Origin of the sequence: Kitasatospora sp. NPDC058048 (assembly GCF_042885555.1) — a bacterium.
In the GTDB taxonomy this organism is placed as follows: domain Bacteria; phylum Actinomycetota; class Actinomycetes; order Streptomycetales; family Streptomycetaceae; genus Kitasatospora; species Kitasatospora lactacystinica.
The window spans coordinates 13,198-29,135 of record NZ_JBHVRT010000028.1 but is presented as its reverse complement, the minus strand read 5'-3'; the positions used below and the strand labels follow the sequence as shown (position 1 = coordinate 29,135).

Annotated in this window: 13 protein-coding genes; 6 read left to right on the top strand and 7 right to left on the bottom strand. The window is 75.6% G+C overall.

Features of this window, described 5'->3' with window-relative positions; genetic code table 11:
• Positions 1-36: 36 nt before the first annotated feature.
• The 3 genes from treZ to glgX form a co-directional block, all read right to left on the bottom strand.
• Positions 37-1,809: a malto-oligosyltrehalose trehalohydrolase gene (treZ, locus tag ACFVVA_RS26780; RefSeq protein ID WP_387693353.1), complete on the bottom strand. Its 1,773-nt coding sequence runs from the start codon at positions 1,807-1,809 to the stop codon at positions 37-39.
• Positions 1,809-4,295, bottom strand: a complete 2,487-nt coding sequence (gene treY / locus ACFVVA_RS26775; RefSeq protein ID WP_387693351.1) for a malto-oligosyltrehalose synthase — start codon at positions 4,293-4,295, stop codon at positions 1,809-1,811. The genes treZ and treY overlap by 1 nt, the downstream gene beginning before the upstream one ends.
• Before the next feature lie 343 nt (positions 4,296-4,638).
• Positions 4,639-6,762: a glycogen debranching protein GlgX gene (glgX, locus tag ACFVVA_RS26770; protein ID WP_387693349.1), complete on the bottom strand. Its 2,124-nt coding sequence runs from the start codon at positions 6,760-6,762 to the stop codon at positions 4,639-4,641.
• Between the two features lie 490 nt (positions 6,763-7,252).
• Between glgX and ACFVVA_RS26765 the strand changes: the two genes are divergently transcribed.
• The 4 genes from ACFVVA_RS26765 (at position 7,253) to ACFVVA_RS26750 (ending at position 11,439) form a co-directional block, all read left to right on the top strand.
• Positions 7,253-8,443 (top strand): SAV2148 family HEPN domain-containing protein, encoded by a 1,191-nt coding sequence (locus ACFVVA_RS26765; RefSeq protein WP_359909683.1) that lies wholly within the window; start codon positions 7,253-7,255, stop codon positions 8,441-8,443.
• A gap of 47 nt (positions 8,444-8,490) precedes the next feature.
• The gene (locus tag ACFVVA_RS26760; protein WP_387693347.1) at positions 8,491-8,688 is read left to right on the top strand and encodes a hypothetical protein; all 198 of its coding nucleotides are present in this window, start codon (positions 8,491-8,493) and stop codon (positions 8,686-8,688) included.
• Between the two features lie 64 nt (positions 8,689-8,752).
• Positions 8,753-9,502: an ABC transporter ATP-binding protein gene (locus ACFVVA_RS26755; RefSeq protein WP_359909647.1), complete on the top strand. Its 750-nt coding sequence runs from the start codon at positions 8,753-8,755 to the stop codon at positions 9,500-9,502.
• A complete protein-coding gene (locus ACFVVA_RS26750; RefSeq protein WP_387693345.1) occupies positions 9,499-11,439 on the top strand; it encodes an FtsX-like permease family protein in 1,941 nt (646 codons plus the stop codon). Before ACFVVA_RS26755 ends, ACFVVA_RS26750 begins: the two co-directional genes overlap by 4 nt.
• A gap of 71 nt (positions 11,440-11,510) precedes the next feature.
• On the opposite strand, the gene ACFVVA_RS26745 is transcribed toward ACFVVA_RS26750, so the two are convergent.
• A complete protein-coding gene (locus ACFVVA_RS26745) occupies positions 11,511-11,816 on the bottom strand; it encodes a PIN domain-containing protein (RefSeq protein ID WP_387693451.1) in 306 nt (101 codons plus the stop codon).
• 113 nt (positions 11,817-11,929) lie between these two features.
• The gene (locus ACFVVA_RS26740) at positions 11,930-12,205 is read right to left on the bottom strand and encodes a hypothetical protein (RefSeq protein ID WP_387693343.1); all 276 of its coding nucleotides are present in this window, start codon (positions 12,203-12,205) and stop codon (positions 11,930-11,932) included.
• A gap of 137 nt (positions 12,206-12,342) precedes the next feature.
• Here ACFVVA_RS26740 and ACFVVA_RS26735 point away from each other — a divergent pair, with 137 nt between their 5' ends.
• Complete coding sequence (locus ACFVVA_RS26735; protein ID WP_387693341.1) at positions 12,343-13,044, top strand: exonuclease domain-containing protein; 702 nt, start codon at positions 12,343-12,345, stop codon at positions 13,042-13,044.
• Complete coding sequence (locus tag ACFVVA_RS26730) at positions 13,041-13,508, top strand: GNAT family N-acetyltransferase (RefSeq protein WP_387693339.1); 468 nt, start codon at positions 13,041-13,043, stop codon at positions 13,506-13,508. The genes ACFVVA_RS26735 and ACFVVA_RS26730 overlap by 4 nt, the downstream gene beginning before the upstream one ends.
• A 118-nt stretch (positions 13,509-13,626) precedes the next feature.
• On the opposite strand, the gene ACFVVA_RS26725 is transcribed toward ACFVVA_RS26730, so the two are convergent.
• Together ACFVVA_RS26725 and ACFVVA_RS26720 are read right to left on the bottom strand one after the other, a co-directional pair.
• Complete coding sequence (locus tag ACFVVA_RS26725) at positions 13,627-14,694, bottom strand: polysaccharide deacetylase family protein (protein WP_387693337.1); 1,068 nt, start codon at positions 14,692-14,694, stop codon at positions 13,627-13,629.
• Positions 14,695-14,867: 173 nt separating this feature from the next.
• A complete protein-coding gene (locus ACFVVA_RS26720; protein WP_359909662.1) occupies positions 14,868-15,761 on the bottom strand; it encodes an aminoglycoside phosphotransferase family protein in 894 nt (297 codons plus the stop codon).
• Positions 15,762-15,938 lie beyond the last annotated feature (177 nt).

Sequence of the window (15,938 nt, the reverse complement as noted above, 5' to 3'; positions counted from 1 at the left end):
CTCCGGTGAGCCAGGCCGTTCCGGTGGGCCCGGCCGCTACGGTGAGCCCGTCGCGCCGGTGAGCGTCCGGCCGGGCTGCACGGCGACGACCGCCACCGCGTCCGCCGCCAGCCGCACCGCCGTCCCCTCCAGCTCCGCCGCCCCGAAGGCCGCCACCACCTCGCGCCCGGTGGCCCCGAGCGGCAGCGCGGCCCCGTCCGGCCCGAGGTTGACGGCGATCCGGTACGGCCCCCGGTGCACCACCAGCCGGCCCGCCGCCTCGTCGAAGTCCGCGCGCACCGCGCCGAGGTCGGGGTCGGACAGCTCCGGGCGCTCGCGCCGCAGCCGGATCAACGTCCGGTACCACGTGAGCAGTTCGGCATGGGGGGCGCGCCGGAGCTCGGTCCAGTCGAGGACCGAGCGCAGTACGGTGGCCGGCTCCTGGGGGTCGGGGACGGCCTCGGCGGCCCAGCCGTGCCCGGTGAACTCCCGGCGCCGGCCCTGCCGGACGGCCTCGGCGAGGTCCGGGTCGGTGTGGTCGGTGAAGTACTGCCAGGGGGTGGCGGCGCCCCACTCCTCGCCCATGAAGAGCATCGGGGTGAACGGTGAGGTGAGCACCAGCGCCGCGCCGCAGGCGAGCCGGCCGGGGGAGAGGCTGGTGGAGACGCGGTCCCCCAGTGCCCGGTTGCCGACCTGGTCGTGGGTCTGGAGGTAGCCGAGCAGCCGGTGGCCGTTGCCGGGCGGGGTGAACGGGCGTCCGTGCCGGCGGCCGCGGAACGAGGACCAGGTGCCGTCGTGGAAGAACCCCCGGGTGAGCGTCCTGGCGAGGGCGGCGAGCGGCGCGTGCGCGAAGTCCCCGTAGTAGCCCTGGGATTCGCCGGTGAGCGCGCAGTGCAGGGCATGGTGGAAGTCGTCGCTCCACTGCGCGGTGATGCCCTGTCCGCCCGCCTCGGGCGGGGCGGTGGTGGCCGGGGTGTTGAGGTCGGACTCGGCGATCAGGAACAGCGGCCGGTTGGTGGCGACCGCCAACCTCCCCACCTCGGCGGAGAGTTCCTCCAGGAAGTGGACGGCCCGGTCGTCCGCGAGGGCGTGCACGGCGTCCAGCCGCAGTCCGTCGATCCGGTAGTCACGCAGCCAGGCCAGCGCACTGCCGATCAGGTAGGCGCGCACCTCGTCCGAGCCGGGCGCGTCCAGGTTGACCGCCGAGCCCCACGGGGTGTGGTGCCGGTCGGTGAAGTAAGGGCCGTACGCGGGAAGGTGGTTGCCGGACGGGCCGAGGTGGTTGTGCACCACGTCGAGCACCACCCCGAGGCCCTTGCGGTGGGCGGCGTCCACGAAGCGCTTGAGCCCATCGGGCCCGCCGTAGGGCTCGTGGACGGCCCAGAGCGAGACCCCGTCGTAGCCCCAGCCGTGCCGGCCGGGGAACGGGCAGACCGGCATCAGCTCGACGAAGTCCACGCCCAACTCGACCAGGTGGTCCAGGCGTTCGGCGGCGGCGTCGAAGGTGCCGCGGGCGGTGAAGGTGCCCACGTGCAGCTCGTACAGCACCGCGCCGGGCAGCGCCCGGCCGCGCCGGCCGGGCCGCGACCAGCGGAACGCGGCGTGGTCCACCGCGCGGCTGGGCCCCTCCGGGCCGTGCGGCTGCCGGGCCGAGCGCGGGTCGGGCAGCGGCGGGCCGTCGTCCAGCCGGAAGGCGTAGTCGCCCGCCGGGGCCTCGCCGGACCACCAGCCGTCCTGGTCCGGGCAGCGGGCCAGGTCGTAGGCGAAGCCGTTGACGTCGACCCGCACGCGGGAGGCGGCGTTGGGCGCCCACACCTGGTAGCGCGGCATCAGTCCCTCCTCGTCAGCAGGGCCACCGGCAGGGCCGCCAGCAGCTCCGCCACCGGCACCGTGCCCGCCGGGAGGCCGCGCCCGGTCAGCTCGTCCGTCCAGGGCCCGCCGGCCGGCAGCTCCAGCACGGTGTCGCGCCAGCCGCCGGCCCGCTCCAGCCCGTACGGCAGCCGGGTGACGGCGGTGATCACGTCCTCGCCCCGGGCGAAGGCCAGCAGGTGGTCACCGGCGGGGCCCGCGGCGTGCAGCGGCCGGTACGGGCCGAGCGGGCGGGTGCGGCGCAGGTGCAGCGCGGTGGTGGTGAGGTGCAGCTTCTCCCGGGCGAGGTCGCCGGGGCGCGGCGCGGCCGCGTCGGTGAGCCGCACGGCGAGCGCGCCGAAGTCCACCACGCCCCGGTTGTCCGGGTCGACCAGGGTGTACAGCGGCTCCTCGCTGCCCTGGTAGAGGTCCGGCACGCCCGGCACGGTGAGGTGCAGCAGCGCGGCGGCCAGGGTGTTGGCGCGGGCGTACGGGGCGAGGGCGTGGACGGCGCCCTCGATCCGGGGGAGCAGCCCGGGGTTGGCGTGGACCGCGCGGGCGCGCTGCTCCAGGGCCCGCTCGTAGCGGGGGTCGGGGGTGGTCCAGGAGGTGTGGAGCTTGGCCTCGCGGGCGGACTTGAGCAGGGCGGCGACCAGCCGGTCCGGGTCGATCGGCCAGGCGGCGACCAGGGTGTGCCACAGCAGCCAGTCGGCGTCCGGGTCGAAGCCGGGGCCGGCGGCGGTGGACCAGGCGGCGGCCTCGGCGGCCCAGGAGTCCGGCCGCTCGGCGAGCACGGCGAGCCGGGCCCGGGCGTCGGCGCTGCGCTTGGTGTCGTGGGTGGAGAGCACCGTCATGCTGTGCGGCCAGGTGCGTTCCAGGTAGCGGCACCAGTCGTGGAAGTCCGCGGGGCGCAGTCCGGGCCGGGCGGGCTCGCCGCCGACCTCGTTGAGGCCGGGCAGGGCGTTCCAGCGGTAGAAGGCGGTGTCCTCGACGCCCTTGGCGGCCACCGCGGCGGCGGTCTGGGCGAAGCGGGTGCAGAACTCGTCCTTGTCGGCGCCCCGGCCCAGTTCGCCGAGCGCGAGCGCGGCCACCAGCCGGTCTGTCGGGTCGGCGGAGCCCTCCAGGGCGTCCCGCAGCTGCTCCGCCGAGGCGGCCGGGACCGCCTCGCCGGGCCGGGCGTACGGCCGGTACGCCGGGTAGCCGGTGAGCAGCCGGCCGAGCGCGGCGCGCAGCTGCCCCGGCGAGTGGTCGGCGTGCGCGGGCTCGGCGGCGCCGATCCGCAGCGCGATCCGCACCAGCCGGTCGACCTCGGCGGCGAGTTCGCCGTCCGGCCCGGCCATGTCGGCCCGCCCGCGCCGGGCCTCGGCGACGGCGGGGTGCGGGTCCGCGCAGAGGTCCCGGACCGGGCCGCCGTGCCGGAAGGACTCGTAGGCCCCGGCCAGCCGGCAGGCGCCCGTGTGGTCGGTGAGCACGCCGTCGATCCGGCGCAGCGCGTCGTAGCCGGTGGTGCCGGCCACCGGCCAGTCCTCGGGCAGCCGCTCCTCGCCGGTGAGGATCTTCTCGACCACGACGTACGCCCCGCCGGTGGTCCCCGGTGCCCCGCCGGTGGCCGCTGCCAGCCGCCGCAGGTAGCCGCGCGGGTCGGCGAGCCCGTCCGGGTGGTCGATCCGGAAGCCGTCCAGGACGCCGTCCGCGTGCAGCCCGAGCAGGACGGCGTGGGTGGCGGCGAACACCTCCGGGTCCTCGGCCCGCAGGGCGATCAGCTCGTTGACGGTGAAGAAGCGCCGGTAGTTGAGCTCGGTGCGGGCCAGGCGCCACCAGGCGAGCCGGTACCACTGGCGGCCGAGCAGCTCGGGCAGCGGCAGCTCCTCGGTGCCGGGGCGCAGCGGCAGCTCGTGCTCGTGGTAGCGCAGCACGCCGCCGGCCGGGCGGCCGGGAGGCGCCCCTGCGGCGTCCACGGTGAGCTGGTCCAGGACGGCGCCGAGCCGGTCGCCGAGCAGCGGCAGCAGCACCCGGCCGCGCCCGGGGGCGTCGGCGGGGCCGGCCTGGGCGGTCCAGTCGATGTCGAACCAGCGTGCGTACGGCGAGTCGGGACCGTCGCGGAGCACCTGCCACAGCGGCCGGTTGAGCCGTTCGGGGGCGGGCACGGCCATGTGGTTGGGCACCACGTCGGCGATCAGCCGCAGGCCGTGGCGGTGCGCGGCGGCGGCCAGTTCGCGCAGCGCCGGCTCGCCGCCGAGCTGCTCGCTGATCCGGGTGTGGTCGACGGTGTCGTAGCCGTGGGTGGAGCCGGGGACGGCCTCCAGCAGCGGGGACAGGTGCAGGTGGGAGACGCCGAGGGCGGCCAGGTAGGGGACGGCGCCGGTGGCGTCGCGGAGGGTGAAGCCGGGCTGGAGCTGGAGGCGGTACGACGACGAGGGGACGGTGGCGGCCGGGCGGGGCTGCGCGGGCTCGGCGGCGGGGGTCATAGCTCCATAGGTACCCGGGGGAGGCCGCCGCCAAGACCCGCTGCTGGCCCGAACAGGTGACCGCCCCCGGCCGTCCGAAGGGCCCGCGCCGCGTTCGGCGACCGGCCCGGCCGGGCGCCGCGGCACCGCCGGCACGCCCCCGGGCGGCCGCCGCGGCACCGCCGGCACGGGACGGAGTGCCTAGGCCCTCTCTTTCGGATCACGCCAGGCGGTCGCCGCCGGAGCACGCACCTCGCCGGCTTGTCGTCGGTCGCCGATGCTCCGCATGGACTCCCTCCTCCGCACCGCCGATGCACGCACTCCAACGACGCCCACTGGTCCGACGTGATCCGAAAGAGAGGGCCTAGGCGGGCCGCTGCAGCACCATCAGCGAGCGGTCGGTGAGCCAGAGGGCGTCCCCCGCCTTGACCCGGGCGCCCGTGCCGGGGGCGGGCAGCCGGGGCCGGGCGGTGTCGACGACGACCCGCCACTCCTGCCCGTGGTCGGCGGGCACGGTGAACTCCAGCGGTTCGGAGTGGGCGTTGAACATCAGCAGGAAGGAGTCGTCGACGATCCGGCCGCCGCGCCGGTCCGGTTCGGAGATCGCGTAGCCGTTGAGGAAGACGGTCAGCGACTTGGCGTAGCTGGCGCCCCAGTTGCGCTTGGTCATCTCCTCCCCGGTCGGGGTGAACCAGGCGATGTCGGTGAGGTCGTCGAAGCCGCCGGAGGCGGACACCGGCCGCCCGTGGAAGAACCGCCGCCGCCGGAACACCGGGTGGTCGCGGCGCAGCCAGATCATCCCCTGGGTGAACTCCAGCAGCCGTGCCTGCGGCCCGTCGCCCTCGGGCCAGTGCACCCAGGTGAGTTCGTTGTCCTGGCAGTAGGCGTTGTTGTTGCCCAGCTGGGTGCGGCAGAGCTCGTCGCCGTGCGAGAGCATCGGCACGCCCTGGGAGAGCATCAGGGTGGCGATGAAGTTGCGCTGCTGGCGCTCCCGCAGCTCCTCGACGGCCGGGTCGGCGGCGGGGCCCTCGACGCCGCAGTTCCAGGAGCGGTTGAAGGACTCGCCGTCCCGGTTGTCCTCGCCGTTGGCCTCGTTGTGCTTCTCGTTGTACGAGACCAGGTCGCGCAGGGTGAAACCGTCGTGGCAGGTCACGAAGTTGATCGAGGCGATCGGGCGGCGGCCGTCGTCCTGGTAGAGGTCGGCGGAGCCGGTGAGCCGGGAGCCGAACTCGGCGAGGGTGGCGTTCTCGCCGCGCCACAGGTCCCGCACGGTGTCCCGGTACATGCCGTTCCACTCCGTCCACAGCGGGGGGAAGTTGCCCACCTGGTAGCCGCCCTCGCCGAGGTCCCAGGGTTCGGCGATCAGCTTGGCCTGGGAGACCACCGGGTCCTGCTGGACCAGGTCGAAGAAGGAGGACAGCCGGTCCACCTCGTGGAACTGCCGGGCGAGGGTGGCGGCGAGGTCGAAGCGGAAGCCGTCCACGTGCATCTCGGTGACCCAGTAGCGCAGCGAGTCCATGATCAGCTGGAGCACGTGGGGGCTGCGCATCAGCAGGCTGTTGCCGGTGCCGGTGGTGTCCTCGTAGAAGCGCTGGTCGCGGGCGAGGCGGTAGTAGGAGACGTTGTCCAGGCCGCGCAGCGACAGCGTCGGGCCCAGGTGGTTGCCCTCGGCGGTGTGGTTGTAGACGACGTCCAGGATCACCTCGATTCCGGCCGCGTGCAGCGCCTTGACCATGGACTTGAACTCCTGCACCTGCTGGCCGCGGTCGCCGTTGGAGGAGTAGGAGGAGTGCGGGGCGAAGAAGCCGACGGTGTTGTAGCCCCAGTAGTTGGCGAGGCCGAGGTCCCGCAGCCGGTGGTCGCGGACGAACTGGTGCACCGGCATCAGCTCGATCGCGGTGACGCCGAGCTTGGCCAGGTGCTCGATCACCGCCGGGTGGGCCAGGCCCGCGTACGTTCCGCGGATCTCCTCGGGGATGCCCGGGTGCAGCCGGGTCAGGCCCTTGACGTGGGCCTCGTAGATGACGGTGCGGTGGTAGTCGGTGCGCGGCGGCCGGTCGGTGCCCCAGTCGAAGTACGGGTTGATCACCACCGAGTGCATGGTGTGCGGGGCGGAGTCCAGGTCGTTGCGGCGCTCGGGGGCGCCGAAGTGGTAGCCGTAGACCGACTCGTCCCAGTCGATGTGCCCGCTCATCGCTTTGGCGTACGGGTCCAGCAGCAGCTTGGCGCTGTTGTGCCGCTGGCCCAGGCCGGGGTTGTACGGGCCGTGCACGCGGAAGCCGTAGCGCTGGCCGGGCTGGACGCCCGGGAGGTAGGCGTGCCGGACGAAGGCGTCCGTCTCGCGCAGCTCGACGGCCGTCTCGGAGCCGTCCTCGGCGATCAGGCACAGCTCGATCCGGTCGGCGCTCTCGGAGAACACGGCGAAGTTGGTGCCGGCCCCGTCGTAGGTGGCGCCGAGCGGGTAGGGCGTACCGGGCCAGACCTGCATGACTTCTCAACTTCCTTGCTGCCGACGGAAACTGACGTGTGCTCCGACAACGGGACCGGCCGCCTGCCGGGGCCCGGACGCTCTCTTCCCGGCCGGGCGGCCGGGCATGTGCGTGACCGTGCGCCGTGACGCACGGCACAGCCGCTGTGACGCGCGGCACAGGGCATACTCCCCGAGCCCCTCCCCGGGGGCCGGGACATCCGGCCCGGGTTGGGCCGAACGAGCGCCCGTCGGGCATTCGTGTGAAGAGTGCTCCGGTGGTGCGGGAGGGGCCCCGCGCATCCGGCTGCGATCGGCTCGCGGCGGGCAGTACCCTTGATCGTCCGGCCGCCCGGGGCGGGCCGACAGGCTTTCGACGGTCCCCGCGCCCGCGGGGGCCGGCCGCAGCAACCAGATGAGGTGGCGCATGGTGTTCCCCGCCGGCGGCCGCGGTTCCGGGCCCGGCGGCCCCGACCGGGGCGCGACCCGCAGCGAGGCGCCCACGGTGGTCATGCGTCCCACCCTGACCGGCCGGGCCCTGGTGCCCGCCCAGGGCGGCCCGGTCGAGATACCCGCACTGGCCTGGTCGGCCGGCGAATGGGAGGACGCCTACCAGCGGGTCCGGCTGTCCGGCCGCGCCTACGTCTGGCTCAACCTGGTCGAACAGCGGCTGCGCGCCCTGGTCGACGAGGTGCTGCACCCGATCTACGCCCCCGCCCACGGCGAGGACTGGGTCACCGCCGCCGCCGGGCCGGCCGGCGAGGAGTGGGCGCACCGGGCCGGGGCCGTGCGCGAGGTCAGCCGCCGCAAGGGCTACCTCCTCGACCCGGCCGACGACGACCCGCTGGTCTTCCTCACCCTGCCCCAGCTGCGCGAACTGATGGTGCAGCACTGGCCCTGCTTCGAGCCCTACCTGGCCGACCGGCGCGAGATCGAGCTGGCGCTCGACGAACTGGAGGTGGCCCGGCACGTGGTCTCCCGCAACCGGGTGCTCACCCAGACCGTGCTGGCCCAGACCGAGCGGGCCGCCGCCCGGCTGCTGGCCGTCCTGGACGGCGGCGCCGGCGGGGTGCCCGCCGACGTGGTCGAGTCCCTGGTGGCCGGCCGGTACGCGGACGTCGTCGCCGTGCACGCCGACCGGGTCCGGCTCCAGCGTGATCTCCCCGTCGAGGACCTGCTGGACGGCGCCCGGCGCCTCGACGCCCTCGGCATCGGCCTCGGCATGCTCTGCCAGAACTACACCGGCAAGCGCCTGGTGCGCCTGGCCGGCGAAGGCTGCCGGGTGCGGCTGCTCTTCCTCAACCCGGCGAGCAGTGCGGTGCGCCGCCGCGAACGCGAACTCGGCCTCGGCCGCAGCGAGTTGTCGCGCTCCATCGAAATGAACATCATGCACGTGCGGCGGGTGCGGGCCCGGCTGCGGGACCAGGGCGGCTTCGAGATCCGGGTCTTCGACGAGACCCCGCGCTTCACCGCCTACCTGGTCGAGGGCCCCCGCACGGCCGGCCAGGCGGGCGGCCGCCGGCAGGGCCGCGACCTCGGCGTCATCCAGCCCTACCTGCGCCGCGCCCGCGGCATGGAGTCCCCGGCCCTGGTGCTGCGCGGCGGCGCCGGCCAGCAGCCCGGCGGCACCGAGGCCGGACTGCTGGAGGTCTACCGCGAGGAGTTCGAGGGCGTGTGGGCCGACTCCCGGCCGGTGTCCTGACGAAAACGGCTGGTCGGGGCGGTGGCGCGGCTGCCGGACTGCGGGCCGTGACCATCGACCCCGACCGGAGCCCGCGCCCCGCCGCGCCCGAGGACCTCGAAGCCGTCACGGACCTCAAGGCCCAGGTCATGCGCGCCGACCCGGAACGGCTCGGCCGCTGGGACCCGGCCCGCACCGCCCCGTCGGCGGCGCCGGAGTCCGCGCCGGAGTCCGCGCCGAAGTCCTCGTCGGGGCACGGCGGCTGACGGCATAACGATTCCCCCAAAGCACCTGGTCAGGGCCGTGGCCACCGTGGTAGGTGTGGCTGCTGTGAAGATCACGGGGGAGAACGGGGCCGTCCTGCGCCTCGACGACGTACACCGCACCTACGGAACCGGCCCGGAGGCCGTACGGGCACTCAGGGGGGTGGACGTCGAGTTCGCCCGCGGCGGCTTTACCGCCGTCATGGGCCCCTCCGGCTCCGGAAAGAGCACCCTGCTGCAGTGCTGCGCCGGCCTCGACCGGCCCGACAGCGGCCGGGTCACCCTGGACGGGGCCGACCTCGGCGCACTGGGCGAGACCGAACTCACCGTGCTGCGCCGCCAGCGGATCGGCTTCGTCTTCCAGGCCTTCAACCTGGTCGGCTCGCTCACCGCCGAACAGAACGTCGGGCTGCCGCTGCGGCTGGCCGGCCGCCGCCCCGACCCCGCGCAGGTGCGCCGGGCACTCGCCCAGGTCGGCCTCGGCGAGCGCGCCGGACACCTGCCCTCCCAGCTCTCCGGCGGCCAGCAGCAGCGCGTCGCGATCGCCCGCGCGCTGATCACCCGGCCGCGCATGCTGTTCGCCGACGAACCGACCGGCGCCCTCGACTCCGCCAGCAGCCGCGACGTCCTCGCCCTGCTGCGCGACCTCGTCGACCAGGAGGGCCAGAGCACCGTCATGGTCACCCACGACCCGGTCGCCGCCGCCTACGCCGACCGCGTGCTCTTCCTCGCCGACGGCCGGATCGTCGACGACCTGCCCCACCCCACCGCCCAGCACGTCGCCGAGCGGATGACCGCCCTGGAGACGGCGGCATGACCTCGATCACCACCCTGCTGCCGGTCGCCACCGCGAGCCTGCGGCGGCGCAAGTCCGCCTTCGCCGGCTCCTACGTCGCCCTCACCCTCGGCGTCCTGCTCGTCGCCACCACCGGCAGCCTGCTCCACGACACCGCCGGCGACGACTCCCCGCTCGGCGCGCCCTCCCTGCACAAGGTGCTCCAGTTCACCGCCGCGATGGCCGCCTTCGTCGCCGTCTTCGTCGTCGCCGGGACCTTCGCCTTCGCCGTCGCCCAGCGCCGCCAGGAGATCGCGATGCTGCGCGCCGTCGGCGCCACGCCCCGGCAGATCGTCTGGCTGATCACCGGCGAGGCCGCCGTCGTCGCCCTCGCCGCCGCCGTCAGCGGCTGCCTGCTGTCGCTGCCCGGCGCACCCGCGCTCGCCGCCTGGCTGGTCGCCCGCGGCGCCGCCCCCGACGGATTCACCGCACACCCCGCCGCCGGGCCGATGCTGCTCGCCGCCGCCGTCGGCCTCCTCGTCGCCCTGCTCGGCGCCGTCACCGCCGCCCTGCGGGCCGGCCGGGTGCGCGCCGTCGAAGCCCTCGGCGACGCCGCCGCCGACCGCGCGGCCATGACCCCGCTGCGCTGGACCTGCGCGCTGCTCGGCCTCACCGCCCTGGCCGGCACCGTCGGCTACTACCTGGCCGCGCCCACCATGACCCCCGTCCCCGGCGACCAGCCCGACGACCCGCAACTCGCCTCCCAGTGGGTGCTCGGCGCCGACCTGCTCGCCATCACCGCGCTCGCCCTGTTCGCACCGGCCGTCGTACCGCCGCTGCTGCGACTGCTCAGCGCCCCGCTCGCCCGGGCCGTCGCCGCCGCCCCGCTGCTCGCCCGGCAGAACGCCCTCACCGCCGTGCGCCGCACCGTCTCCACCGCCACCCCGGCCTTCCTCGCCATCGCGCTCACCGGCACCGTGGTCGGCTCCACCGCCGCCTTCGCCGACGCCATGACCGCCCAGAACCGGGCCCTCGCCGCCGCCGCGTACGTGCTGCGCCCCGGCGGCGCCCCACTGCCCGCCGACGCCGCCCACCGGCTCACCGCCGCCCGCCCCGGACTGCACGCCACCGCCACCACCGCCACCGTGGTCACCGGCCTCGGCGCCGCCGCCCCCGCCTTCGACGACCACGGCGAGGACTCGCCCGCGAGCGCGCCGTCCGCCGCCACCGTCGTCGACGGCGACCTCGCCACCGCCTGGACACTGCCCGCCGTCGACGGCAGCGCCGCCGACCTGCGCGGCGCCACCCTCGCCGCCTCCACCGACCAGGTCCGCGGCCACGGCTGGAAACTCGGCGACCAGGTCAACCTGCGCCTCGCCGACGGCACCGTCACCAGCCTGCGGCTCGCCCTCGTCTACCGCACCCAGCTCGGCCTGGACGAGGTCCTGCTCAGCGGCGACGCCGTCGCCGGCCACCTGGCGGGCGCCCGCCCCGCCGCCGTCCACCTCGACGCCGAACCGGCCGACCGGCTCGGCGGCACCCTCACCGACGCCCACGACCCCGGGCCCGACCCCGGCGCCCACTACGCCTGGATCGCCACCACCACGATCCTCGGGCCCGCCCTGCTCTACGCGCTGATCGCGATCGTCAACACCATGGTGATGAGCACCGCCGACCGCCGGCGCGACTTCGGCGTGCTGCGGCTGGCCGGGACGGTGCGCCGCCAGGTCACGTGGATGGTCGCGCTGGAGGCCGTCCTGGTCGTCGCCACCGCCGCGCTGCTCGCCCTCGCCGTCACCGCGCTCACCCAGTACGGCACCACCGCCCTGCTCAACCACCGCATCCTGGCCGGCCGGGCCACCGTCGCCCTGCGGCTGCCCTGGGCACCGCTCGGCGCCGGCACGGCCCTGTGCCTGCTGCTCGCCGTCGCTTCCAGCGTCCTCCCCAGCCGCCTCGCCCTCGCCACCCCGCCCCGCTAGCCCACCCCGCCCCGCCGGCCCCGTCCGCCCCGGTCGCATCCCGTGACCGGGGCGGTCGGCATGACGGGCTCTCAGCACTCCCACGGGTTCAGTACGACTGCGCCGGTCCGCGCCAGGTGCTTGACGTTACGGCTGACGAGTGTCCAGCCCCTCGCGATGGCCGTGGCCGCGATCAGCGCATCGGGCGGGTCGATGCTGGTCCCGGCGCTCTTCAGGCGGCGGTGAACGGTGAGGTATGCGGCGGCCTCTTGCTCGCCGATTGCGGCGATCCGCCCTCCGTACTCCGCCCGCACGCCGTTGAGGACCTGCTCGAGCAGGTCCCGGCGCAGTGGATCGGGAGTGGCATCGACGCCCGCCTGGATCTCCGCGACGGTGATGACGCTGAGGCGGTGCGCCGTAGCAGGGACGGAGCGGGCTCAGTCGATGACAGCGGGGGCCGGTTTGGGACGTGTGGTGAGCTCGGCGACCACGTTCGTGTCCAGCAGGTAGATCACTCGGAGTCCGCCGTGTCCTCGTAGGAGCGCGCCCCGAACTCCAGCCCTTCGAAGGGCGTCGTCAGGAGGAAGTCCAGGAAGCCGTCGGTGCCCAGGGTCGCCCAGCGGTGCAGTATCGCCGGCAGCGCGTCGATGTCGGTGTCGGCGAGGTCGGCGTCGAAGTGTTTGACCTGGTCCGCGGGCAGAGAGCCGCGGATCTCCCTGATCGTCCGCAGCGGGTGGACGGCGTCGGGTCGACGAAAGGGCGCGGGCGGGGTCGGGGCGGTGCTCATGGGCGGCTCCTTCGTGCGGGTCCGGGGAACAGCCTAGGCCGGGCGGGCCCGTGACCGGGCTCCCCGCGGGCCGGGTTGTCGGTGGGCCGGGTGATGATAGGGGCTGTTTCGAGAGGCAGGACGGAAGGACACACCTGATGAGCTGGTGGCAGCAGCCACTGGTCGGCTTCGACCTGGAGACCACGGGCACCGACCCGGCCGTGGACCGCATCGTCACGGCCGCACTCGTGGACACCGTCGGGGCCGCCCGGGTGGGCGCCGCGCACTGGCTGCTCGACCCCGGGGTGCCGATACCCGCCGAGGCGGCGGCGATCCACGGGATCGGGGACGAGGTGGCGCGGAGCAAGGGCAGGCCGGCGAAGGAGGCGGTGGAGGAGATAGCCGCCGCGCTGTGCGAGCGGATCGCCGACGGGCGGCCGGTGGTGGCGTTCAACGCGCCGTTCGACCTGTCGCTGCTCGACGCCGAGCTGCGCCGGCACGGGCTGGCGACGCTCGCCGAGCGCCTGGGCAGGCCGGTCGGGCCGGTGCTGGACGCGCTGGTGATCGACCGGGCCGTGGACAAGTACCGCAAGGGCTCGCGCACCCTGCAGCGGGTCTGCGAGCTGTACGGGGTGGAGCTGACGGACGCCCACGAGGCGGGCAGCGACGCGCTCGCCGCCGTGCGGGTCGCCGTCGCGCTGGCCGGGCGCTACCCGGCCGAGGTGGGGGCGCTGGAGCCCGCCGAGCTGCACCGCCGGCAGATCGACTGGTACCGGCAGTGGGCCGAGGGCCTCCAGGACTGGCTGCGCCGCGGCAAGGACCCGCAGGCGGTGGTCGACCCGCGCTGGCCCGCCCGGTGACGGCCGTGCGGCCCGCGCGCCCCGCCGACCTGCCCGGCTTCCTCGCCCTCGCCGCCGAGGTCGAGCACTGGTTCGGCCCGATGGTCGCCGAGCCGGGGTTCCACCGTGCGGTGCGCGCCGGCATCGACGGGGGCCGGGCGACCGTCGCCGAGGACGGCGAGGGGCTGCTCGGAGGCCTGCTGTTCGGCGCCGCGGGCCCGGGGCCGTACCACCTGCACTGGCTGGTGGTGGCCGGGCGTGCCCGGGGCACCGGTGTCGGCCGGGGGCTGGTCGAGGACGTGCTGCGCCGTCATGTCCGGGGCCCGGCCGCCGTCGAGGTGGTGACCTTCGGCCCGGACCACCCGGGCGCGGTGGAGAGCGGCGCCCGGGTCTTCTACGAGCGGCTGGGTTTCACCCCGGCCGAGGCCGCCGCCCCGGGCCCGGAGGGCGGCTCCCGGCAGGTCTACCGGCTGCGCGTGCCCTGACGCGCCCGGACGGCCGCGGTACGGGAGCCCTCCGCGGTACGGGAGGCGGGGACGCGGGGGAGAGCGGGGGAAACGCCCGGAGCGTCAGGGCGGAGCCGAGGCCCCGACGGCCCCGGCCCTACGCGGCCGGGAAGTCGAAGGTGTAGCCCTGGGCGACCAGCCAGGGCAGCAGCTGCTTGAGCGCGGCCACGGTCTGGCTGCGGTCGCCGCCGCCGTCGTGCATCAGGATCACGCCGCCGGGCCTGAGCTGCTTCTGCACGGCCGAGACGATGGCCGGCGTGCCCGGACGCGCCCAGTCGCGCGGGTCGACGGACCAGCCGAGGGAGGACATCCCGAGGCTCGCGGTGATGTGCTCGTTGTCGGCGTTGAAGCCGCCGCCCGGGGCGCGGAACCAGCCGACCTCGGTGCCGGGGCCGCCGGCCTGGACGATCATGTTCCGGGCGTCGGTGATCTCGGCCACGGCCTTGTCGTGCGGGAGCTTGGCGAACGGCTGCGGGTGGTGGACGCTGTGGTCGCAGAGCCGGTGCCCGGCGGCCAGGACGCGCTTGACCATGGCGGGGTTGGCGGCGGCGTTCTGGCCGATCTGGCAGAAGGTGGCCTTGACGTGGTACTGGGCCAGCAGGTCGAGGATCTGGCCGGTGGCCGGGCCGGGGCCGTCGTCGAAGGTGAGCGCCACGGTGCGGCCGCCGGAGGCGGTGGAGCCGATCACGGTGCCCGCCCCGGTGTGCGGGGACGGCGCGGCGGGCGCGGTGGGCGAGGACGGCGTGGCGCTCGGGGTGACCGGTGGGGCCTGGGTGGCCGGAGCGGTGGGCGTGGGGGGCGTGGCGGGCGTGGTCGGCACGGTGGAGACGGGGGAGCCCGTGGCCGCGGTCGGCCTCGGCTTCGCCGGCACCGCCGGTGCGGAGGCGGCCGGTGCGGAAGCGGCCGGGGAGTCCGTGCCCGGTGGTACGGCGTCCGATCCGGGCGCCGGCGCACCAGCGGTCGCCGCCGTCCCGCCCGGTTCGGTGGCGGCCGGCGACTGCGTCCCGGACGGCGCCGCCGCGCTCGGCGGCCGGAGCGCCCCGCTGGCGGTCCCGCACGCGGCCAGCCCCAGGGCGGCGGCCACCGCGACGCAGCCCGCGAGCAGCCGGCGCCTGGATCGGGACGGTCGGGTCGGGGCGGAGGGGCGGCGGGCGGTCCGGTGCATGGCGGCGGCTCCTGAGGTGCGAGTGCGGTGCCGATCTCTCGGGTCAGGACGACTGTCCGACAGGACGCCGATCGTACGTTCCGCGGTTGCGGACCGGACCGACCCGCCGTAAGAGTCTTCTCACACTCGCCCCGCTGGCGGCCCCGCCGCTCCGCGGGTAACGGGGAGGGCCGTCAGAAGGGGTACCAGCGCACCTCGGTGGCCCCGTCCCGCAGCGAGTCGACCCGGCGCCGGAACTCCTTCAGCGCGGCCGGGTTGCTGGCCGCCTGCTGCGCCACCCAGGAGGCGCTGGCGGTCTCCCGGGCGCCGCGCAGCACCGTGAAGCCGGGCCACTCGCGCACGTCCCAGCCGTACGCCCCGGTGAACGCGCGGTACTCCTCGACGGGCACGCCGTAGCGGTCCTGGCTGAGGGCGAGGACCACCAGGTCGTGCTCGCGCAGGTCGTTCGCCATGAACTCCAGGTCGAGCAGCACCGGCCCGTCCGGACCGATGTGGAGGTTGCGCGGCAGCGCGTCGCCGTGGATCACCCCGGGGTGCAGCTGCGGGACGAGGTCGGGCAGGGCGGCCGCGAAGGCGTCCCGGCGGTGGCGCAGGAAGGCGACGTCCACCGGGTCCACGTGGCCCTCGGCGGAGGCCAGCCAGCGCTCGACCGGGGCCAGCAGGTCGCGCCGGCCGAGGGTGAAGGGGGGCAGCGGCAGCTGGTGCAGGGCGTGCAGCAGCGGGGCGAGGTCGACCGGGCGGGCGGGCCGGACGGCGGGCGCGAGCCGGTGCCAGAAGGTGACCGGGTGGCCGTCGGCCAGCTGCGGCTCGGGCGCCACCGCGTCGTACGGGCGGACCACCGGGACGTCCTGGCCGGCCAGCCAGTGGGCCAGGGCCAGTTCGCGGTGGGCCCGGTCGTACAGCTCGGGGCCGCGGCCGACCTTGGCGACCACGGCCGGGTCGCCGAGGTCGAAGACGGCGTTCTCGCCGAGCGCGAGCAGCGTGGCCCCGTCGGGGGCGGCCAGCCCGGCCGACTCGCAGGCCCGGGCGAGCAGCAGCCGGGCGCGGCCCTCGTCGAAGGGGATCATGACTGGGTTTCCGTTCCGCCGACGTTCATCCGGGGAACCCCGGACGGTGATCATCATGACGCAAGGACGCCGGGCCCCGCGCGCTGCGGAGCCCGGCGTCGGGCGGGTCGGAGGAGGCTTGGACGGGTCCCGGACGGGTCTCGGAGCGGTCGGGGACGCTGGGCCTCCGGGGGTGCC

Bases quoted from the DNA above. Each gene is read 5' to 3' on its own strand.
- treZ (WP_387693353.1), bottom strand. From the start codon at position 1,809: ATGCCGCGCTACCAGGTGTGGGCGCCCAACGCCGCCTCCCGCGTGCGG.
- treY (WP_387693351.1), bottom strand. From the start codon at position 4,295: ATGACCCCCGCCGCCGAGCCCGCGCAGCCCCGCCCGGCCGCCACCGTC.
- glgX (WP_387693349.1), bottom strand. From the start codon at position 6,762: ATGCAGGTCTGGCCCGGTACGCCCTACCCGCTCGGCGCCACCTACGAC.
- ACFVVA_RS26765 (WP_359909683.1), top strand. From the start codon at position 7,253: ATGCGTCCCACCCTGACCGGCCGGGCCCTGGTGCCCGCCCAGGGCGGC.
- ACFVVA_RS26750 (WP_387693345.1), top strand. From the start codon at position 9,499: ATGACCTCGATCACCACCCTGCTGCCGGTCGCCACCGCGAGCCTGCGG.
- ACFVVA_RS26740 (WP_387693343.1), bottom strand. From the start codon at position 12,205: ATGAGCACCGCCCCGACCCCGCCCGCGCCCTTTCGTCGACCCGACGCC.
- ACFVVA_RS26735 (WP_387693341.1), top strand. From the start codon at position 12,343: ATGAGCTGGTGGCAGCAGCCACTGGTCGGCTTCGACCTGGAGACCACG.
- ACFVVA_RS26725 (WP_387693337.1), bottom strand. From the start codon at position 14,694: ATGCACCGGACCGCCCGCCGCCCCTCCGCCCCGACCCGACCGTCCCGA.
- ACFVVA_RS26720 (WP_359909662.1), bottom strand. From the start codon at position 15,761: ATGATCCCCTTCGACGAGGGCCGCGCCCGGCTGCTGCTCGCCCGGGCC.